Here is a 19008-nt window from a genome sequence, read left to right as displayed (position 1 = left end):
GGACCCTCCCTGGAGCTTGTCCCGGCAGGTCGGCCCGATCAGCTCGACCTCCTGCTCGCTCAAGGGGGTGGGGGTGGGGGTCCAGGACGCGAAAGCCATCCGCTCGCCGCTCCCGCCGTCGAACACGTTGACGCTGACGACACCGGCGGCGACGGCCGCGCCGAGCAGGAGCAGACGGCGGGAGCGCGACCTCGGCCGCGGGGGTCGCGAAGAGGCGCCTACTGCTCGAGCCCGTGACGAGCCCGCTGCGGGCGACGACGAAGGAAGCGGTGGGCTGGCCACGATGGCCTCCAGCGTGTGGTGGGCGCGCTGGCGCTGCGCGGTGCTCAGGGTGCTCGAGGCGGGGCCGGCGGCGTCGAGGGAGCGCAGCACGGCGTCGAGGTCACGGTCGCGGTGGAGGTCTCGGCGGGGCTCGCGGGGTGTGCTCACGGCTGGTTCTCCAACTGCACGCGGGTGGGTGCGGGGTGCTCGAGGTACTGGCGCAGGGCCCGGCGGGCGCGCAGCAGCCGCAGGCGGTAAGAGGCGGCGCTGATGCCCAAGACCCGGGCGGCCTGGGGCGAGGTCAGGTCGTCGAAGAGGTGCAGCGCCAGTGCCTCCTGCTCGGTGGCGCTCAACTGCCGCCAGGCCGCGGCCACATCCACGCGCTGGGCGACGAAGTCGGCCTCCCCGTCGTGGGTCGGCTCGCCCGCCCGGGTCAGCGCGGCCAAGCGCACGCTCAAGGCTTGGCGCCGTTCGCCCCCACGGCCGGCGTTGAGCAGGCAGTGGCGGGTGATGCCGAACAGCCACGCCCGCGCATCCTCGTGCCGTGCAGGGACCTCGTCGATGCGCCGCCAGGCCACGAGGAAGGCGTCGGCGGCGACGTCCTCGGCGTGGGAGAGGTGTGCGCGGCGCGCCGCGAAGCGCAGGACGTCCGGGTACGCCTGGACGTACAACGCCCGGAAGCGCGTCTCCCGGTCGGGCTGCAGTGCTCTCACACCCCTTACCTGTCCAGCACGACCCGCAGTGTTACACCGCCGATGCGCGGACTGCGCTGACTGATCCGCAGCGCGAGCGATCTACCGCCTCTCGACAAGTCCGTGAAGTCGCCGGGCCGCCCCGGACCGCGCTCTGTCCGCGGGATGACCGTGAAGTCGTGAGCAGCGGTGTAGGCGGCCTCACTTCCGGGCTGACCAGACCGTCCCTACCAGCTTGCTGTGCTCCTTCCAGCACTGGTCCACCGCCGCGAGGAAGGCCTCGTCGGCGGCCTCGGGATCGGCCTCACCTTCGTAGTTGGCGCTGACCTCGAAGCCCAGTTGCCCGTCGTTCCACCTCAGTTCCGAGGGCTCGTAACCAGCGATGCTGACGCAGTCGCGGTCTGCGGTGACGGCCTGCTCGTACTCGGCATCGCTCACCTGGCCGTCCTTGAGGATCGCGGCCTGCGGAGCCGGGGCATCCTCGGCCAGTCTTGCGATGGCTGTGGGGTCGTCAGCAGCCCGCATCGCGATGGCGGCAGGGTCGGCGGGGTCAAGGCCGTTGGAGCAGGCCGAGATCGACAGGAAGGCTGCGGCAGCGAGCACGAGTGCGGCGTAGCGCCGTCGGCTGTGGCGCATGGACCCTCCCAAGGTCGCTGATCTGAGCATCCTGCCAGCCGAGCGAGGCCGCGAGGAGGCGAGGAGGCGAAGACGGTCAGACGGACATCGCCATGTGCGGGCGTCGCCGGCCGCTCACGATCGCGCGGACGGCGGGATGACCGCGAGGTCGTCTCCGAGCTGTAGAAGGGCGTTGCTCACGTCGTGGACGTCTGCGCCGGGGTCGGCATCCTGGCGGGTGGTTGGTTGTTGAAGGCGCCGGGTGGTCGAAGAGACCGCCACGCTCCCGCTCGACCACGACCGCGCCGTCGCGTCGGCCGCTCGCGACCGCGTGAGGAGCCTGTCTCAGGCGTGTACGACCAGGTGCACCTTGTTATCAGCATCCGCACCCTCGTGAACGCAGCGGTTCCGATGGGTGCAGCTGCTCCTTGACGTGAGGAGGCGTGTACTGGGTAGCCTGCTCTCGAGCCCCCGATGGGCGAGACGAAGGAGGAGCACCTCCCGGCCAGGCGATGACCCGGCCGGTTCCCCGCCGCCCGGGGGCTCGTCGTTCGGTGCATCTCGCACCGGTCCGTTGCTCCCGTGCACCTCATCCACGCACAGGAGCGCCCGTGACCGCCTCGTTCAACCACACGATCATCGCCAGCCTCGACCGTGAGCAATCGGCTGCCTGGTACCGCGACCTCCTCGAAGCCCAAGACGCTCCGGTCTGGGGGCCCTTCACGAACCTGCTGATCGGGGCGGGCGTCCTGCTGCAGTTCGCCGAGCCGCCGGTGGACGTTCAGATGCAGCACTACGCCTTCCTCCTGGACGATGAGCACTTCGACCGCGCTTACGCCAAGCTCGTCGAGCGCGGCGTCGAGCACTGGGCCGATCCTCAACGGCAACAGCCCGGCCGGTGGAACACCGAGCACGGCGGCCGTGGCGTCTACGTCATGGACCCCGCAGGGCACGGGATCGAACTGCTGACCCGTCCCTACGTCTGAGGCCGGACAACAAGATGTTCGACGATCATGAAAACGCTTGGTCATCGACATGAGATCAAGATCATCAAGTGGCCGTCATGGCGCGGATCGCGGGATGACCAGATGCTCAGCCCTTGGCTCAGCGAAGGCTTCGGATCGAGGTCCAGTCGGCGACGTCGCACTGGTGATGCTCGTCGTCGCCAGTCGCTACAACCGTGCCGTCGGCACGTAGTCCAAGGGTGTGAACGGATCCGGCCGCCACCGCGATGACCTGGCGCCACCTAGCGACCTCGCACTGACCGCGGTTGTTGCCGCCTGCCGCGACCACTCGACCACCTGTCGTGACCCCGACGCTGTGATAACTACCGGCCGCGACGCTCACGACGTCCGTCCAGGTATCGACATCGCAGGCGCCTGTCGAACGATCGCCGGCCGCGAGGACACGTCCGCTGTCGGTGAGAGCGAGCGTGTGCAGGTAGCCGGCTGCGACAGCGGTGACGCTGCGCCAGCTCTCGACCGCGCACTGCCCCCGACGATCGTTCCCGGCGGCGACCACCGTGCCATCGGCCCTAGCCGCCACGGAATGCCAGTCGCCGCACGTCAAGCTGACAACCTCCCGCCACTGACTGACGTCGCACGCGCCCTCCCGCTGCCGCCCGACGGCCAGCACTGCGCCGTCCTTGAGAATCCCCAGAGTCCGGCGCCAACCAGCGGCGATGCCTGTCACCCCACCCCACGCAGCCACGTCGCACTGACCGTCAGCGTTCCAGCCCGTCGCCAGCACCGTGCCGTCCGCGCGGAGACCGACGCTGTGAGATCGTCCGGTGTTCGACGCCGAGTGCACGTTGCCTGCGGCTACGCCAACGATGTCGGCCCACTCCTCGACAAGGCACTCACCCGCCGCGCCCTCGCCGGCGCACAAGACAGTGCCGTCCCAACGAACCCCCAGCGAGTGCCGGCGGCCCGCGGCAACGACAGAAGTGCTCACGTGCATCACCCTGGCACGTCCCCCTGACGCCCCTACACGGCGCCACGCTCGCTCTTCGACATAGTGATTCGTTCTGCGCGTCGGATCAGGGCTGATCGAGGACTGCAGGGACTGGTCGCGAAGACGTCCTCCTGGTGCGCTCAGCGGGCTTGGGGTCCCATGCGCAGAAGGAGGACGTCGTGAACAAGGCTAGCCAGATCTCTCGTGGTGACAAGAGCCGCAACGCCCGCCTGGGGCGGCTGCGCGAGCTCGTTCCGGTCACCTCCGCGATCGTCGGCATCGACCTGGCCGATGCCAAGCAGATGGTCGTGGTCTGTGATCACGACTCCCGCGTCCTGGCCCGCAAGACCTTCCGCGTCCGCGCGTGGGACCTGGGCCTTGCGCTGGACTGGGCCGCGGCCAAGGCCGCCAGGGCCGGGTTCGCGGGCGTCACCGTGGCGTGCGAGCCGATCGGTCACCGCTGGCGGATCCTGGGCCAGCTCGCCGAGCAACGCGGCATGGCGTTCGTCTGCGTGCAGCCGCTGATCTCCGCCTGGGCCAGGCGTGGGGAGGACCTGACCACGGACAAGACCGACGAGAAGGACGCGGTGGTCATCGCCCGCCTGGCTGCGCAGCTGCGCTGCTACGTCCCCGAGGTGGTGGATGAGACGTGGGGACGGCTGCGTCACCTCGGTGCTTGCCGCGAACGGCTGCTGACCAAGCTGACCGCTCATGTCCAGCAGATGCGGGATCTGCTGGAGTGCGTGTGGCCGATGTCGCTGGAGGCGGCGAACTACCCGTTCCGGTCCAGGACCTGGATGGCGACGATGCAGGTCATCCTCGAACGTGACGGCGCGGACTTCGCCCGGACCAAGCGGTTGGGCCTGGCCCGGTTGGAAAAGCTCGTCCGCAAGGAGGTGATCCGTTGGGGCGCGGAAAAGCCGACGCTGCGCATCACCGGCAACCTCTTCGCTGCCCTCGACGATGAGGCGGGAGTGCTGACGCATCGGCCGGGCGCGTTGGAACGGGTCGGGTTCGTCCTGGATGACTTCTTCCACGCCCGCCGCCGACGCGTCGACGTCGAAGAACGGATGACCGCGGTGCTGGAAGACCTGGGCGTGAAGGACCTGGCTGGCTCGATCCCGGGCCTGAGCGCGATCGCGGTGGCAGCGATCCTGGCCGAGACCGGTGATCCGCGCCGGTTCACCTCGGCGCGGGCGTTGGTCAAGCACGCCGGGCTGGCGCCCCGAGAACGCTCCTCGGGGACGTTCGTGGGGCGCACGAAGGTGACTGGGCAGGGGCGGCCTGGGCTGCGGTTGGCGGCTTGGCGCGGGGTCTGGGCGACGGTGCAGCACAATCCTGTCCACGCCGCCCGCTACGAGCATCTGACGCACCGGGAGCACAACCGCCTCAAGCCCACCCAGGCCCAGGCGGCAGTCGCCGCGGCGCTGCTGCGTCAGCTGCACGCCGTCATCGTCACCGGCCGGCCATGGGGCGCCGAGGTCGCCACCCACGGGATGCGGCGCCGAGCTCAGCAGGTCGCGGCATGAGCGGCTGAAGCACCACAAGGCTCACTCGAGCATCGCCGGAGGTCAGCTCCAGGCGTCCTGCGTCACCTGCCGGCGGGGCGAGCTCCTCTCGACATTGAGGCCGATCGCGGACCTCAGCCCGCCTCCACCGGGAGCCACAACTCGCACGTCGCGACACTGAAGTCCTCGCTGCGTTCGAGCACCGCGACGATCTCCGGCCCAGGCCGCAGGCGCCAGGGGTTGGAGGGGAACCACTGCGTCGCGGTGGCGGCCCAGGTCTGCTGCAAGGTCGCGGGGTGGGGCCCGGCGCTGCGGAAGACCGCCCACGCGCCGGCCGGCACCTCGACGCCGTCCAGCCCCTCGGGCACGGGCGTGTCGCGGCGGAGCGCGACTGCGTGCAGGTGGGTCAGCTCGCTGCCCTCGGCGCGGTCGGGATCGAGGTCGTCGCTGACCGCGAGGAGACCGGCAGGTTCCATCTCGCTCAGCGCCTTCAGCCGCCGGTGCTCCGCCTCCGGGACGGAGGCGACGTGCTCGGCGATGTGCGGGTTCACGCCGGAGCGGGTCAACGGCACGCGAGCCGCGTGGCCCGCGAGCCGGAACGCCGGGTGGTCGAGGATGCGGACGTGCATGGGGGCGCTCCCTTCCACGGTCAGGTGGAACTTCAGGTGTGGTTGTGCGCGCAAGGGGCCGCCCTCGCGGCGCGCGTGCGCTGGACCGGTGCCGTGCACCGAGCGGAACGCACGGCCGAAGGCCTCGCTCGAGCCGTACCCGTAGCGCACGGCGATGCTCAGCAGGTCCTCGCGGCCGCTGACGACGTCGGTCGCGGCGAGGGTCATGCGCCGGCGGCGCACGTACTCCGACAGCGGCATCCCGGCCAGCGAGGAGAACACCCGGCGCAGGTGGTGCTCGGTCGTGCCGAGCGCCCTGGCCCACGCGCCGACGTCGATCTCGTCGGTGAGGTGCTCCTCGACCAGGTCGACGAGCTGGTTGAGCATCGAGATCACCGGGCCTCCTCCCGGTGTCCACTGTGGCCCGGTGCAGCTCACCCGCACCCGATCGTTGCCGATCGGCTGCGATCGGCTGCGACCGGACGCGGTCGGCTGCGACCGGACGCGGTCGGACGCGGTCGGTGCCCCGGGCGACTCCTCGTGCGGCCCGTCCACGGCGCAGCCCGGCACCACCGCGCACGGTGCGGGTGCGCGAGGTGGAGCAACCGCCGCGAGCGAGCGCCGTCCAGAGCCGTCACCACCTGGGCTCACCCGGTGATCCGGCCCACCGACGGCCCCGCACCCCGGGCCGCGCCCACCGCGCGTCCACCGGCCGCGCGTGCCCGCACCATCGGCACCTCCCCTCGCGCCCACGCGCGGGCGGCTGCGGTCGCCTCTCGTGGTCGCGGGTCGTGCGGCTGCTCGTGCTCGAAGCGGTCGAGGACGTGCTCGGCGCGCTCGGCGGCCCACGGGGCGAGCAGTCGGTGGTGCTCGTCGCTCAGCGTGCCGCCTCGGCGGACGGTCACCGTGCGGTGGTCACGGACCCGGGGCAGGACCACCGCGGCCCCGCCTCCCGGTGGACGAGGACGACCGTGCCGGCCGCGCGGTGAGACCCGCAGGACCTGGACGTCGCGGTCCAGCGCAGCAGCGGTCCCCGAGCAGGACGCGCGCAGCCGCGTCACGACCGCTCACCGCCCCGGCGCACCCGACGGCGGTGCGGACCCGATCGCCGCCGGTGGTGCCGACGTGCGCAGCGGGCCGGAGGGCCCGCCCGACGACCACCCTCAGGACGAGCGCGGGGGGCGCACCGGCTCCGCGTGCGCGTTGACCGCCGCGACCACCGCCCGCCGCGCCACCTGCGCCACCTCGCGCAGCGCCTGCGCGCGCGAGGTGGCCTCGAAGCTGGTGACGGCCGCGCCGTCGTCCTCGGCGGCCAGCTCCACGATGGCGAGCACCCGCGCGGCCGTCTGCAGCACCCTCGCCGCGCGCGGCGCGGTGCCCGGAGGCAGGGCGTCGCGGGCCAGACCGCCGTCGCGCACGGCGGTGATGCGGTCGGCGGCGTCCTCGCGCCAGCGGGCCACGTCCAGCGACGCCAGCGCCCGCGTGGCCGTGGCCAGCGCCAGGCGCAGCTCCCGCTCGGAGTCGGCGACGCTGGAACTCTCCGGAGCCCGTCGCGGCGCCGCGCCCAGCACCGACCACGTCACCATCGCCCCCGGCTCCCACACCGAGCCGAAGTCCGTCACCTCCGGCACCAGCGCCCAGCGCGCGGGGCCGCCGGGCACCTCGGCCAGCACGCACTCCCCGGCCTCCAGCGCCGCGACGTTCACCGCCGCCGGCCCCGGCAGCGCGCCGGGGTCGCCGGGTACCGGCAGCGCCAGCAGCAGCGGACCGCACCCGGCCGCGGCCAGCGCGGCCAGCAGCCCGGCCAGGTCCTCGGACCGGGGGGGCCCGGTCCGAGGACCGGGGGCGTCGGCGGCCCAGCGCACCGCGTGCGGTTCGTCGTCGCGCACCACCGCGGCGACCGCGGCGTCCAGGCCCGCGGCACCGGTCAGCACACCGGTGCCCCAGGCCGCCAGCCGCGCGGATCGGGGCAGGTCCAGCACGTGCCGCAGCCTACGACGGCGCCGGGCACCCCCCACCGGCCCACCACCGCACCCTCGTTAGGGTTCCCCCGTGCCTACCGCCGGGAACACCGCCGCCGACGCCTCCGCCGACGTGCCCGCCGACGAGGTGCTGGGGCTGTCCGCCGTGACCGTGCGGCGCGGCACGAGCGTGATGCTGGACGCCGTGGACCTGCGGGTGCGGGAGGGCGAGCGCTGGGTGGTGCTGGGCCCCAACGGCGCCGGCAAGTCCACGCTCTTGTCGGTGGCCGCCGCCCGCCTGCACCCCACCAGCGGCGCCGTGCGGGTGCTGGGGGAGACCCTCGGGCGCGTCGACGTCTTCGAGCTGCGCCCGCGCATCGGCCTGGCCAGCACGGCGCTCGCCCGCTCGGTGCCCGGCCGCGAGCGCGTCCAGGACGTCGTGCTCACGGCCGCCTACGGCGTCACCGGGCGCTGGCAGGAGGCCTACGACCCCGACGACGAGGACCGCGCGCTGCAGCTGCTGGACCTGCTGGGCGTGGTGCACCTGGCCGCCCGGGCCTTCGCCACCCTCAGCGACGGCGAGCGCAAGCGCGTGCAGATCGCCCGCGCCCTCATGACCGACCCCGAGCTGCTGCTGCTGGACGAGCCGGCCGGCGGGCTGGACCTGGGTGGGCGCGAGGACCTGCTGCGGCGCCTGACCGCCCTGGCCGCCGACCCCGCCGCCCCCACCACGGTGATGGTCACCCACCACGTCGAGGAGATCCCGGTGGGCACCACCCACGCCCTGCTGCTGCGGGCCGGTCGCGTGGTCGCCGCGGGGCCGGCCGAGGAGGTCCTGACCTCCGCGCCGCTGTCGCAGACCTTCGGCCTGCCGCTGTCGCTGGAGCGCCGCGGCGGCCGTCTGACCGCGCGCGCCGTCTGACCGCGCGCCGTCTGAGCGGCACCGGGCCTGCGCCGGGCGCGGGGACGGGCTCGCGGACCGGTTCAGGGCCTCAGCAGCTGCCGGTCGTAGCCGCCGTGCTCGGCGTGCGAGTAGCGCAACCGCAGGTGCTGGCCGTCGGGGGAGGACTGCCAGAACTCCACGCGGGAGGCGTCCACCGCCCACAGCCGCCACGCGGCCGCGACCACCGACGGCTCCAGGGCGACCAGGTCGTCGACGTCGGCGAACTCGTCGGACAGGTGCGCCTCGTCCAGGGGGCGGCTCTGGCGCTCCAGCAGCGACTCGGCGCGCCCGTGCGCCGGCTGCTGCAGGAAGTCGCGCGCCGCGCGCTCCTCGTCGGCCACCCGCACCCGCCCGCGCACCCGCACCTGCCGGCCCTGCTGCGGCCAGTAGAACACCAGCGCCGCCACCGGCACCGAGGCCAGCTGCCGGCCCTTGGGGCTGCCGGCGCCCGAGGCCACCCACAGCGCCGACTCGGCCACGTCCTTGAGCACCAGCACCCGCGCGTCCGGGCGCCCGGCGGCGTCCACGGTGGCCAGGGTCAGCGCGTGCGGCTCCGGAACGCCCGCCGCGACCGCCTGGTGCAGCCAGGACACCAGCAGCTCCAACGGGTCCGCGGGGGCCGCGGCGGGGTCGAACGGCGGCGGCTGGGCCGTCAGCAGGGGCAGGTCGCGCAGCCAGTCGCGCAGCGAGGGGCCTTGCGGGTCCGGCCCGGGGCGCTGCGGCGACGGCGCGTCCGCCGGGTTCGGGGACCAGGGGCGGGCCGTGCGTGTCACGTCACGAAGGTACCCGCGCCGCGCTGCTGCGGCGTCCTCGGCGCCCCGCGTCGGGCCCACCGGCACCGTTCAGGGGCCGGCGTTCCACAGCGCCCGGTAGTAGGCGGTGCGTCCCGGGTCCGGGGCCACCCCGTAGGCCTCCAGGAAAGCCCCCTCCCAGCCCGGCCCGTAGTTCCACTCCAGGCTCATCGTGGCCACGGCCAGGTCCGCCCAGCGGTCGGCCACGCCAAGGGCGCCCAGGTCCACGTGCGCCACGGCCTCGCCGTCCTCGCCCAGCAGGGTGTTGGGCGCGCACGCGTCGCCGTGGCACACCACCAGCCGGTCCACCGGCGGCGGGTCACCCAGGGCCGAGACGTCACCCACGGCGGCCGCCAGCCGGTGGTGCACCGACCACGTGAAGGGGCACTCGTGCACCGGCAGGCGCTCGTGCAGGGCGCGCAGCCCCCTCCCCAGCGCGGGCACCGCGACCCCGGGCAGGGCCAGCCAGCGCGGGGTGACCGCCGAGGCGCCGGGCAGCGCGGCCGTGAGCAGCCAGGAGCCCTCCGCGTCGGCGCCGTGCCCCAGCACGCGCGGCACCGGGGTGAACGCCGCCGCCCAGGCCAGCCGCGGCACCTCGGCAGCCAGGTCCAGCGGCGCACCGGCGGGCGCCCACTTGCAGAAGCGGGCCCCGCCGTCCGCCCCGCCGTCCGTCGCGTCGCCGGGCCCGTCGAGGCGGAACGTCAGGCCGCCCACGGCGTTGACCCACACGGCCCGCGCGCGGGCGCCGCCGGTTGCGCGCCGCACCGCTGCGGGCACCGGCAACGGTCCGGCGGGGATGCTCACCTGCCCACCGTAGGGGCGCGTCGAACCGGGCGGGCCGCGACCCCGTTGTGCCGGTGGACCCGGTGCGTCGAGCGCGCCGGTGGGAGGGAGGGCGCGGTGGCCGACGCCGACGAGCAGCTGGTGCGGGCGCTGCACGACGAGCACGCCGACGCCCTGTTCGGGTACGTGCTGTCCCTGACCGGGGATCGCGCCGAGGCGCAGGACGTCGTCCAGGAGACCCTGCTGCGCGCCTGGCGGAACCCCGGGGCGCTGGACCCGGCCACCGGCTCCAACCGGGGGTGGCTGTTCACCGTGGCGCGCCGGCTGGTCATCGACCAGCGACGCTCGGCGCGCGCCCGGCGCGAGAGCGTGCGCGCGCAGGTGCCCGAGACGTCGGTGCTGGACGAGTCCGACCAGGTTCTGCAGCAGTGGGTGGTCGCCCAGGCCCTGCAGCGGCTGTCGCCGGAGCACCGGGCCGTGCTGCTCGAGTGCTACTTCCGGGGCCGCTCGGTCGCCGAGGCCTCCCGTGCGCTGGGCGTGCCGGCGGGCACGGTGAAGTCGCGCACCCACTACGCCCTGATGAACCTGAGACTGGCCCTGCAGGAGATGGGGGTGAGCCGCTGATGAGCACCGGAGCCGGTGACCCGTTCTCCCTCGACGCCGGCGCCTACGTGCTGGGGGCGCTGCCGCCCGCCGAGCGCGAGGCCTTCGAGGAGCACCTGGCCGGCTGCGCCGGCTGCCGCGGCGCGGTGGAGGACCTGGCGGGCCTGCCGGGGCTGCTCTCGCGCGTGCCGGCCGAGGTGGTGGCCGCTCCCGACGAGGGCGCCCCCGCGCCGCTGCGCGCGCCCGGCACCCTGCTGCCGCAGCTGCTGCGCACCGTGCGGGCCCGCCGCCGGCGCCGCCGCCTGCTGCTGGCCGGCGGTGCCGTCGCGGCGTGCCTGCTGACGGGGGCCGGTGCCGTGGCGCTGCTGCCCGACCCCGGTGCGGCCGGGCCGGCGCGGTCGCTGGAGCCGCTGCTCCCCGTGCCGTTGACGGCCACCGCACAGCTGACCGAGGCGGCCTGGGGCACGCAGGTGGACCTGGTGTGCGCCTACGCCTCCGACGGGGCCGAGGAGGCCTCCACGTACGCGCTGGTGGTCACCGACACCGACGGCAACGACCAGCGCATCGGCACCTGGACCGCCCACCCGGGTCGCGACGCCCGGCTGAGCGGGGCCACGGCCTTGACCCCCGAGCAGATCGCCGCGGTGGAGGTCCGCACGCTGCAGGGCACCGCCGTGCTGCGCCTGGACGAGGCCGCGGCCGGCTCGTGAGGCGCCGGCGTCAGGCGGCGTCGATCTCGTCGGCGATGCGCTGGACCATCACCACGTACCAGTCGGCGCGGTTGTACCGGAACAACGCACCGGACTCCCCGCCGCGCCCGGCACCGGCGCCGTTGGCGCACAGGTAGCGCGCTGCGCTGAAGACCGCGTCGGCGGGGTCCCGGGCGTCGGTGTCGCCGTCGCCGTCGCCGTCGACGCCGTAGGCCGCGAACGTGGCCGGCATGAACTGCATCGGCCCGATCGCGCCGGCCGACGACGGGCCGACGTCGCGGCCGTGACCGCTCTCGACCTGGCCGACGGCCTGCAGCAGCGCCGGGCGCATCCCGGGGCACGTCGTCGCCGCGCGCGCGTACAGGTCGGCGTAGTCGGCCGGGGCGCTGCCGGCGCGCACGCCGGTGGTGGGGGGGGGGGGGGGGGGGGGGCGGGGCCGGGCCCGCCACCTCGCGCGCCGCGGCCAGCGCCCGCTCGGCCTCCTCGGCCGCCCGCAGCCTCGCGGCGTCCGCGTCCAGCGCCGCGAGGTGCTCCTGCGCCTGCTGCAGGGCCTGCGCCAGCAGGTCCGAGCGCGCGGCCAGTTCGCGCAACGCCGCGACTCCGTCCACCGCGGCGCGGTCGGCTTCGGCCGAGGCGGCAGCGGCTGCCGCGGCGCGCGCGGCGGCCTCCGTGCCGACGGCCGCAGTGGCGCGCCCGCCGGCGGTCAGCGCCCGCTCCCCGGACAGGTCCCGGGCCCTCAGGGCCGCGGCGGGATCGGTGCCGGACAGCAGCGAGCGCACCAGCGCGTAGGCGTCGGTGGCGCCCAGGCCGCCGGCGGGCCCCATGTAGAGGGCGCGCGCCCGGCGGGCGCCGTCGCCGCTCGCGCTGTGCGCGGCGGTCCGCTGACGCCGGGCGTCCTCCTCGGCGCGGACGGCCGCGACGGCGGCGGTCCGGGCGGCGGCCCGCTGCCGCTCCAGGGCGTCGTGGACCTCCCGGGCGCGGGCACCGGCCCGCTCGGCGGCAGCGCGGGCGGCCTCCGCGTCGGTGCCGGTCGTGCTGCCGGTCGCGGTGCCGGTCGCGGCGGCCGGTACGACGGGCACCCCGGCGAGCGTGAGCGCCAGCGCGGTGATGAGCGCACCGCTCAGGGCGGTGGCGCGGGGGCCGCGTCGGCGCTGCGTGCCTCTCACCCGCACCGGGTCGGCAGGTGGGGGTCCGCCCTTGAGCCCGGAGCAGGACCGCGACGAGCTGTGACCATGCGGTCACACCACTGTGCTCGCGCGCAGCGCCGACGGTGGCCGGTGGTGCAGCCGGGGTCCGTCGCGACCGACGGGAGGAGGCGGACGTGGCAGCACCGGGGGGCCGGGCACGCAGGACGGCGGCGCGTGCGGCCCCGCCCGGCACCGCCCCGCGCCGCCTGGGCCGGTGGCGGCACCGGCTGGACGCTCTCGCCGCGCACCCCGAGCGGCTGCGGCTGGTGCTCCACCCCGTGGTGGACGTGGCGGGCGGTCGCTGCTGCACCGGGCCCTGCAGCTGCGCCGTCGGCCCCCGCACGGCACCTTCCTGAGCGTCAGCACCGCTCCCGCCCCGCTGGTCGACGACCGCGTGACGCGCCTGCTGCAGGGGGCGGACCTGACGTCGGTGGTCCCGGAGGCCACCGAGCACACCGACTTCGACGCCGCCGCGTCGGCCGCCCCGCCGGCCGCGCTGCGCGAGCGCGGCGCCAGGGTCGCCCTGGACGACGTGGGCACCGGCCGCCGAGCTGGACGTGCTGCGCTCCACGGGGGTTCCGCGGGTCCGGGGCCACCTGCTGGCCGCCGGAACGGCGGATCGCCACCACCCTGGCCCCGGGGACCGCCGTGCCCGAGGCCGCGGCCCAGGCGGTCTCGCGCCCGGCGCCGGTGCGCTTCGACCCGCTGCTGTGCACCGACGCGACGGGCCGCTGCGTGGGCGTGGTGGGCGTCGGGGACGTCGTGCTGGACCTGGCGGGCGAGCCCACCGGACAGGCGTCGGGGCGCGCCGGCGGCCCGTCCCCGGAGCGGGGGTGCCGGCGTGGAGGCGTTCCGGTGCGGGGACGTGGTGCCCGGCCGTCTCCGCGAGTTCCTCGGCGTGGACCGCGAGGACGTGCTGGCCCAGGTGGGCGAGCACGCCCGCACCGACCACGGGCTGGAACCCGACGACGCCCCCGTGCGGGCCGTCGAGGAGCGGGTGCGCGACGCGTGAGCGCACCGGGCGGCCGCGGTGCAGCCGGTGGGTCGTCCGGACGGGGCCGTCCCGGCGGGGCGCCCGGCGGGTCAGCCGGACAGGCGCGCCGGGAAGCCCCCCGTGGCGACCGGGCCCCAGCGCTCGGGCGTGATGCGCAGCAGGCACTTGCCCTGCCGCGCCATCGCCTCGCGGTACTCGTCCCAGTCGGGGTGCTCGCCGGAGATGGAGCGGAAGTACTCCACCAGCGGCTCCAGCGCCTCCGGCAGGTCCAGCACCTCCGCGGTGCCGTCCACCTGCACCCACGCGCCGCCGAAGTCGTCGGAGAGCACCAGCACGCAGGCGCGCGGGTCGCGCCGGGCGTTGCGGGTCTTGGCGCGCTCGGGGTACGTGGCGACGACGATGCGCCCGGCCGCGTCCACGCCGGCGGTCACCGGCGACATCTGGGGCGAGCCGTCCGCGCGGAACGTCAGCAGGACGACGTGGTGGCGGCCGCGGACGAAGTCCAGCAGGCCCTCGCGGTCGACGCGGGTGGTGGTGGCGACGGTGGGCGGCACGCTGGGCCACGCTACCCCGCCCGCCCGGCACCTGCCGCCGGGTCGCGGTGGCCCGGCCGGGGTGGCCCAGGCGGCCGCGGTGGCCGAGGCTGGTCGCCGTGAGCACCGCTGAGCGCACCGTGGGGGTGGAGGAGGAGTACCTGCTGGCCGACCCCGTCGACGGCGCCGCGCGCCCCGACGCGCCGCGGGTGCTGGGCGTGCTGGCCGCCGGGCGCGGCGAGAGCGAGCTGCACCGCGAGCAGGTCGAGACCGGCAGCGCCCCGCACACCTCCCTGGCCGGGCTGCGCGCGGACCTGCTGGCGCGGCGCCGGGAGCTGGCCGCGGCCGCCGCGGGCGGCCCGGGCGGGAGCGCACCCCCCGGCGGCAGCCTGCTGCTCGCGCTGGGCACCCACCCCGGCGGCGGGGAGCCGACCCTGTCGGCGGGGCCGCGCTACGAACGGCTCCGCGAGCGCTTCGGGCTGCTCGCGCGCGAGCAGCTCACCTGCGGCTGCCACGTGCACGTGGGGGTGGCCGACCGCGACGAGGGCGCGGCCGTGCTGGACCGGCTGCGCCCGTGGGCGCCGGTCCTGCTGGCGCTGAGCGCGAACTCGCCGTTCTGGGAGGGCGTGGACACCGGTCACGCCAGCTACCGCTCGCGGGTGTGGGACCGCTGGCCGACCGCCGGGCCCAGCGCGGCCGTGGGGGACGCGGCCGGCTACGACGCGCTGGTGCGCCGCCTGCTGGCCACGGGGGTGCCGCTGGACGCCGGGATGGTCTACTTCGACGTCCGGCTCTCCGCCCGCTACCCCACGGTCGAGGTGCGGGTGGCCGACGTGTGCCTGCGCGTGGACGACGCGGTGCTCCTGGCCGGCCTGGTGCGGGCCCTGGCCGACACCGCCGCGGCCGAGCACCGCGCCGGGCGCCCGCCCCTCGACGTCGGGGTGGAGGTGCTGCGCCTGGCGTCCTGGCGCGCCGCGGTCGACGGGGTGGACGGCGACCTGGTCCACCCGCTGACCGGCACCCCGCGCCCGGCCGCGCAGGTCGTGGGCGACCTCGTCGAGCACGTGGCCGGCGCCCTGGCCCGCAACGGCGACGAGGACGCCGTGCGCGCCGGGGTCGCCGCGGTGCTGGAGCGGGGCACCGGCGCGCGGTGGCAGCGCTCGGCCGTCGCGGCCGGCGGGGTGCCGGCGATGCTGCGCCGCGCGGCGCGGCTGACGCTCGACGAGGCGGAGCGGGGCTGACGTCCGCGCCGGGTGCGCGTGCTCGTCGAGGGCGCCGTGCGGCCGCGCCCGGCGGCGGGGTGGGCACCCGTCGGCCCGCCTGCCCGTGCCGTGCCGTCCCGGCACGCCGGGGCGACCGTGTCGCACCCGCCCCCTAGCCTGCGGGTGTGTCGATGGAGTCGGCCGCCTGGCACTCCCTGTGGAGGGCCACCAGCGCGGAGCAGCAGAAGCGGCCGGTCTCGCGGGCCACGGTCCAGCGCGTGCTCGCCCTGGCCCGGGAGCGGCGCGCGCGCCTGGCGGTGTTCGTCGCCGGCAGCGTCGCCACCGCGGTCCTGGCGGTGGCCTCCCCGGTCCTGGCGGGCCGGGCGGTGGAGGCCGTCACCGCCGGCGACTCGCGGCGCGTGGTGGTGCTGGCGCTGCTCATCGCGCTGGTGGCCCTGGTCGAGGCCGGCCTGGGCCTGTGGGTGCGCTGGCTGTCGTCCACGCTGGGCGAGGACCTCATCCTGGACCTGCGCACCCGGGTCTTCGACCACGTGCAGCGCATGCCGGTCGCGTTCTTCAACCGCACCCGCACCGGTGCCCTGGTCAGCCGTCTCAACAGCGACGTGCTGGGGGCCCAACGGGCGTTCTCCGGCACCCTGTCCGGGGTCGTGGGCAACGCCGTGGCGGTGGTGCTGACGGCCGCGGTGATGCTGTCCACCTCCTGGCGGGTGACGGTGCTGGCCCTGCTGCTGCTGCCGGTGTTCCTGGTGCCGGCGCGGCGCATGGGCGGGCGCCTGGCGGCCCTGTCGCGGGAGTCGGCGCAGCTGAACGCGGCGATGACCAACCAGTCCACCGAGCGCTTCTCCGCACCCGGCGCCACCCTGGTCAAGCTCTTCGGCCGCCCCGAGGAGGAGTCCGCGGCCTTCGCGGCGGCCGCCCGGCGGGTGCGCGACATCGGCGTGCGCACCGCGGTGCTGAACTCGGTGTTCATCACCAGCCTCACGCTGGCCTCGGCCCTCGCCCTGGCCCTGGTGTACGGGGTGGGCGGGCTGGCCGCCATCGGCGGGGCGCTGGACGCCGGCAGCATCGTCACCCTCGCGCTGCTGCTGACGCGCCTGTACGCGCCGCTGACGGCGCTGGCAGGTGCGCGGGTGGACGTCATGAGCGCGCTGGTCAGCTTCGAGCGGGTCTTCGAGGTGCTGGACCTGGTGCCGCTCGTGCGCGAACCCGAGCGTCCGCGGGCGCTGCCGGCCGGGCCGCTGACGGTGCAGTTCGACCACGTCGACTTCGCCTACCCGGCCGCCTCGGAGGTCTCGCTGGCCTCCCTGGAGGACGTCGCCGTCCTGGACGCCCGCGGCGGCGTGCCGGTGGTGCACGACGTCTCGTTCCGCATCGAGCCGGGTCAGGTGGTGGCCCTGGTCGGTTCCTCGGGCGCCGGCAAGTCCACGCTCGCGCAGCTGCTGGCACGCCTGTACGACGTCAGCGGCGGCGCGGTGCGCCTGGGCGGCGTGGACGTGCGCGAGCTGAGCGCCGCCTCCATCCGCTCGGCGGTGGGCGTGGTCACCCAGGACGGGCACCTGTTCCACGAGTCGCTGCGCGCGAACCTGCGCCTGGCCCGCCCCGGCGCCTCCGACGAGGAGCTGCTGGCCGCGCTGCGCCGTGCCCGCCTGGGCGAGCTGGTGGCCTCGCTGCCCGAGGGCCTGGACACCGTGGTCGGTGAGCGCGGGTACCGCTTCTCCGGCGGTGAGCGGCAGCGGCTGACCATCGCGCGCCTGCTGCTGGCCCGGCCGCGCGTGGTCGTCCTGGACGAGGCGACCGCCTCCCTGGACTCCGCGTCCGAGGCCGCGGTGCAGGCCGCCCTGGACGAGGCGCTGGCCGGGCGCACCGCCCTGGTCATCGCCCACCGCCTGTCCACGGTCCGCGGCGCGGACCGGATCCTCGTGCTGGAGGGCGGGCGCGTGGTCGAGCAGGGCACCCACGGCGAGCTGCTGGCGCTGCGCGGGCGCTACGCGCACCTGTACGACACACAGTTCGCCGGAGCGTGAGCGCGGCCGCGTGGACCCTCGACCGCGCTGCCGGCCGGTGCTGCCGAGCCGGAGGCGGCCGCTGGTGCGCCGGGCCCGGAGCGCTCCTCACAGCCCGCCCGGCAGGCGTGAGCGAGTCGTGACGTGTTGGACACGCGGGGCTGACGGGCGTGAAACGCGCCTGGCCCAGCCTGGGGCCCACCCCGGGGCCACCGCCCCGGCCGCGGAGTCCTCGTCCGCGGTCCGCCGACCTTCCCGGAGCCAGCGCCGTGTCCTACGTGAGCCCTCCCGACTTCGTGACCAAGATGGTCGACGCCGGCCAGTCCAAGGTGCTAATGTCGACGCGCGACACGCTGGTGCGCGCCTACATGGCCGGTGCGATCCTGGCCCTGGCTGCCGCCTTCGCCGTCACGGTCACGGTGCAGACGGGCGACGCGCTCGTGGGGGCGTTGCTGTTCCCGGTCGGCTTCTCGATCCTGTACCTGCTGGGTTTCGACCTGCTGACCGGTGTCTTCACGCTCGTGCCGCTGGCCCTCATCGACCGCCGCCCGGGGGTCACGTGGCGCTCGATGCTGCGCAACTGGGGCCTGGTCTTCACCGGCAACCTGGCCGGGGCGCTGACCGTCGCGCTGATGATGTCGATCGTGGTCACGTTCGGCTTCTCCGTGGAGCCGAGCGAGGTCGGGCAGCGTCTCGGGGAGATCGGCGAGTCCCGCACCCTGGGCTACGCCGAGCACGGCGCCGCCGGGATGCTCACCCTGTTCGTGCGCGGCCTGCTGTGCAACTGGATGGTCTCCACCGGCGTCGTCGGCGCGATGATGTCCACCAGCGTGTCCGGCAAGGTCATCGCCATGTGGATGCCCATCATCGTGTTCTTCTACATGGGCTTCGAGCACTCGGTCGTCAACATGTTCCTGTTCCCCACCGGCCTGATGCTGGGCGGGTCCTTCTCCCTGGGCGACTACCTGGTGTGGAACGAGATCCCCACGGTCGTGGGCAACCTCGTGGGCGGGCTGACGTTCGTGGGCCTGGCCCTGTACAGCACGCACGCCCGCACCGGCCGCCCCCGCTCCGTGCCGCAGCAGGTCGGTGTGCGCGACGAGGTCCCCGCCCCCGTGCGTTGACGCACCCGCCCGACCCGACGACGGAGGACTTCTGTTGACTGCTTCGAGCCCCGTGCTGACCAAGACCGAGGCCGCCGCGGCCGTGCGCGCCGCGCGGGTGCGCACCGGCCTGAGCTGGGCGCAGATCGCCGACCGGCTCGGTGCCCCACCGGTGTGGGCGACCGCCGCGCTGCTGGGGCAGCACCCGCTGAGCGCCGAGCAGGCGCGGCTGGCCGGCGAGCTGCTCGGCCTGGACGAGCCGGTGCTCGCCGCCCTGCAGGACCAGCCGTACCGCGGCTCGGACCCCGCGCTGGCCTCCGACCCGACGATCTACCGCTTCCACGAGGCCCTGTCGGTGTACGGGCCGGCGCTGAAGGAGCTCATCCACGAGGAGTTCGGCGACGGCATCATGAGCGCCATCAACTTCAGGGTCGACGTCTCGCGCCGGCCCGACCCCGACGGCGACCGCGTCGTGGTCACCTTCGACGGGAAGTTCCTCGACTACAAGTGGTGAACCCACCCCCTCTCCCGTGGTGA

The 19008-nt window shown here is 75.4% G+C and carries 21 protein-coding genes and 1 pseudogene; 11 read left to right on the top strand and 11 right to left on the bottom strand.

Annotation, left to right across the window (positions count from 1 at the left end):
- From ACRYR8_RS13370 to ACRYR8_RS13360, 3 genes are all read right to left on the bottom strand, one after another.
- A partial coding sequence (locus tag ACRYR8_RS13370; protein ID WP_432485053.1) for a hypothetical protein occupies positions 1–429 on the bottom strand: 429 nt, incomplete at its 3' end.
- Positions 426–974 (bottom strand): RNA polymerase sigma factor, encoded by a 549-nt coding sequence (locus ACRYR8_RS13365; protein ID WP_432485052.1) that lies wholly within the window; start codon positions 972–974, stop codon positions 426–428. The genes ACRYR8_RS13365 and ACRYR8_RS13370, both read right to left, overlap by 4 nt.
- Before the next feature lie 180 nt (positions 975–1154).
- Positions 1155–1556 carry a hypothetical protein gene (locus tag ACRYR8_RS13360; protein ID WP_432485051.1) on the bottom strand — a complete coding sequence of 134 codons (402 nt, stop codon included), beginning with the start codon at positions 1554–1556 and terminating at the stop codon, positions 1155–1157.
- Positions 1557–2179: 623 nt separating this feature from the next.
- Between ACRYR8_RS13360 and ACRYR8_RS13355 the strand changes: the two genes are divergently transcribed.
- Positions 2180–2554, top strand: coding sequence for a VOC family protein (locus ACRYR8_RS13355; RefSeq protein ID WP_432485050.1), 375 nt, complete (start codon positions 2180–2182; stop codon positions 2552–2554).
- 118 nt (positions 2555–2672) lie between these two features.
- On the opposite strand, the gene ACRYR8_RS13350 is transcribed toward ACRYR8_RS13355, so the two are convergent.
- Positions 2673–3527: an RCC1 domain-containing protein gene (locus ACRYR8_RS13350; protein ID WP_432485060.1), complete on the bottom strand. Its 855-nt coding sequence runs from the start codon at positions 3525–3527 to the stop codon at positions 2673–2675.
- Between the two features lie 173 nt (positions 3528–3700).
- Between ACRYR8_RS13350 and ACRYR8_RS13345 the strand changes: the two genes are divergently transcribed.
- Positions 3701–5050, top strand: a complete 1350-nt coding sequence (locus ACRYR8_RS13345; protein WP_432485049.1) for an IS110 family RNA-guided transposase — start codon at positions 3701–3703, stop codon at positions 5048–5050.
- 113 nt (positions 5051–5163) lie between these two features.
- On the opposite strand, the gene ACRYR8_RS13340 is transcribed toward ACRYR8_RS13345, so the two are convergent.
- From ACRYR8_RS13340 to ACRYR8_RS13330, 3 genes and pseudogenes are all read right to left on the bottom strand, one after another.
- The gene (locus ACRYR8_RS13340) at positions 5164–6033 is read right to left on the bottom strand and encodes an AraC family transcriptional regulator (protein WP_432485047.1); all 870 of its coding nucleotides are present in this window, start codon (positions 6031–6033) and stop codon (positions 5164–5166) included.
- 287 nt (positions 6034–6320) lie between these two features.
- Positions 6321–6575, bottom strand: a pseudogene (locus tag ACRYR8_RS13335) (putative immunity protein); the annotation flags it as partial.
- 225 nt (positions 6576–6800) lie between these two features.
- Entirely contained in the window at positions 6801–7619 is an 819-nt protein-coding gene (locus ACRYR8_RS13330; protein WP_432485045.1) for an Rv1486c family protein, read from the bottom strand.
- 172 nt (positions 7620–7791) lie between these two features.
- On the opposite strand from ACRYR8_RS13330, the gene ACRYR8_RS13325 reads away from it, so the two are divergent.
- On the top strand, positions 7792–8520 hold the full coding sequence (locus ACRYR8_RS13325; RefSeq protein WP_432485059.1) for an ABC transporter ATP-binding protein: 729 nt from the start codon (positions 7792–7794) through the stop codon (positions 8518–8520).
- Positions 8521–8582: 62 nt separating this feature from the next.
- Here ACRYR8_RS13325 and ACRYR8_RS13320 read toward each other — a convergent pair whose 3' ends face one another.
- On the bottom strand, positions 8583–9314 hold the full coding sequence (locus ACRYR8_RS13320) for a pyridoxal 5'-phosphate synthase (protein ID WP_432485043.1): 732 nt from the start codon (positions 9312–9314) through the stop codon (positions 8583–8585).
- A gap of 69 nt (positions 9315–9383) precedes the next feature.
- Positions 9384–10136: a phosphotransferase gene (locus tag ACRYR8_RS13315; protein WP_432485041.1), complete on the bottom strand. Its 753-nt coding sequence runs from the start codon at positions 10134–10136 to the stop codon at positions 9384–9386.
- A 96-nt stretch (positions 10137–10232) separates the two neighbouring features.
- Between ACRYR8_RS13315 and ACRYR8_RS13310 the strand changes: the two genes are divergently transcribed.
- Together ACRYR8_RS13310 and ACRYR8_RS13305 are read left to right on the top strand one after the other, a co-directional pair.
- On the top strand, positions 10233–10739 hold the full coding sequence (locus ACRYR8_RS13310; protein WP_432485039.1) for a sigma-70 family RNA polymerase sigma factor: 507 nt from the start codon (positions 10233–10235) through the stop codon (positions 10737–10739).
- Positions 10739–11428, top strand: coding sequence for an anti-sigma factor (locus tag ACRYR8_RS13305; protein WP_432485037.1), 690 nt, complete (start codon positions 10739–10741; stop codon positions 11426–11428). Before ACRYR8_RS13310 ends, ACRYR8_RS13305 begins: the two co-directional genes overlap by 1 nt.
- Positions 11429–11438: 10 nt before the next feature.
- Here the strand turns inward: ACRYR8_RS13305 and ACRYR8_RS13300 are convergent, their stop codons facing one another.
- On the bottom strand, positions 11439–11828 hold the full coding sequence (locus ACRYR8_RS13300; protein WP_432485035.1) for a lytic transglycosylase domain-containing protein: 390 nt from the start codon (positions 11826–11828) through the stop codon (positions 11439–11441).
- Between the two features lie 921 nt (positions 11829–12749).
- Between ACRYR8_RS13300 and ACRYR8_RS13295 the strand changes: the two genes are divergently transcribed.
- Positions 12750–12971 (top strand): hypothetical protein, encoded by a 222-nt coding sequence (locus tag ACRYR8_RS13295; RefSeq protein WP_432485033.1) that lies wholly within the window; start codon positions 12750–12752, stop codon positions 12969–12971.
- Between the two features lie 485 nt (positions 12972–13456).
- Positions 13457–13627, top strand: coding sequence for a DUF1059 domain-containing protein (locus ACRYR8_RS13290; RefSeq protein WP_432485031.1), 171 nt, complete (start codon positions 13457–13459; stop codon positions 13625–13627).
- 71 nt (positions 13628–13698) lie between these two features.
- Here the strand turns inward: ACRYR8_RS13290 and ACRYR8_RS13285 are convergent, their stop codons facing one another.
- On the bottom strand, positions 13699–14163 hold the full coding sequence (locus tag ACRYR8_RS13285; RefSeq protein WP_432485029.1) for a PPOX class F420-dependent oxidoreductase: 465 nt from the start codon (positions 14161–14163) through the stop codon (positions 13699–13701).
- Positions 14164–14261: 98 nt separating this feature from the next.
- On the opposite strand from ACRYR8_RS13285, the gene ACRYR8_RS13280 reads away from it, so the two are divergent.
- The 4 genes from ACRYR8_RS13280 (at position 14262) to cynS (ending at position 18985) form a co-directional block, all read left to right on the top strand.
- Complete coding sequence (locus tag ACRYR8_RS13280; protein WP_432485027.1) at positions 14262–15383, top strand: carboxylate-amine ligase; 1122 nt, start codon at positions 14262–14264, stop codon at positions 15381–15383.
- 146 nt (positions 15384–15529) lie between these two features.
- Positions 15530–17389: an ABC transporter ATP-binding protein gene (locus ACRYR8_RS13275; protein ID WP_432485025.1), complete on the top strand. Its 1860-nt coding sequence runs from the start codon at positions 15530–15532 to the stop codon at positions 17387–17389.
- A gap of 248 nt (positions 17390–17637) precedes the next feature.
- Positions 17638–18492: a formate/nitrite transporter family protein gene (locus ACRYR8_RS13270; protein ID WP_432485023.1), complete on the top strand. Its 855-nt coding sequence runs from the start codon at positions 17638–17640 to the stop codon at positions 18490–18492.
- A gap of 34 nt (positions 18493–18526) precedes the next feature.
- The gene (gene cynS, locus ACRYR8_RS13265; RefSeq protein ID WP_432485021.1) at positions 18527–18985 is read left to right on the top strand and encodes a cyanase; all 459 of its coding nucleotides are present in this window, start codon (positions 18527–18529) and stop codon (positions 18983–18985) included.
- The last annotated feature ends 23 nt before the right edge of the window (positions 18986–19008 follow it).

This window comes from Kineococcus esterisolvens, from assembly GCF_050871405.1.
Taxonomy (GTDB): domain Bacteria; phylum Actinomycetota; class Actinomycetes; order Actinomycetales; family Kineococcaceae; genus Kineococcus.
This window is presented reverse-complemented; position numbering and strand designations above follow the sequence as displayed.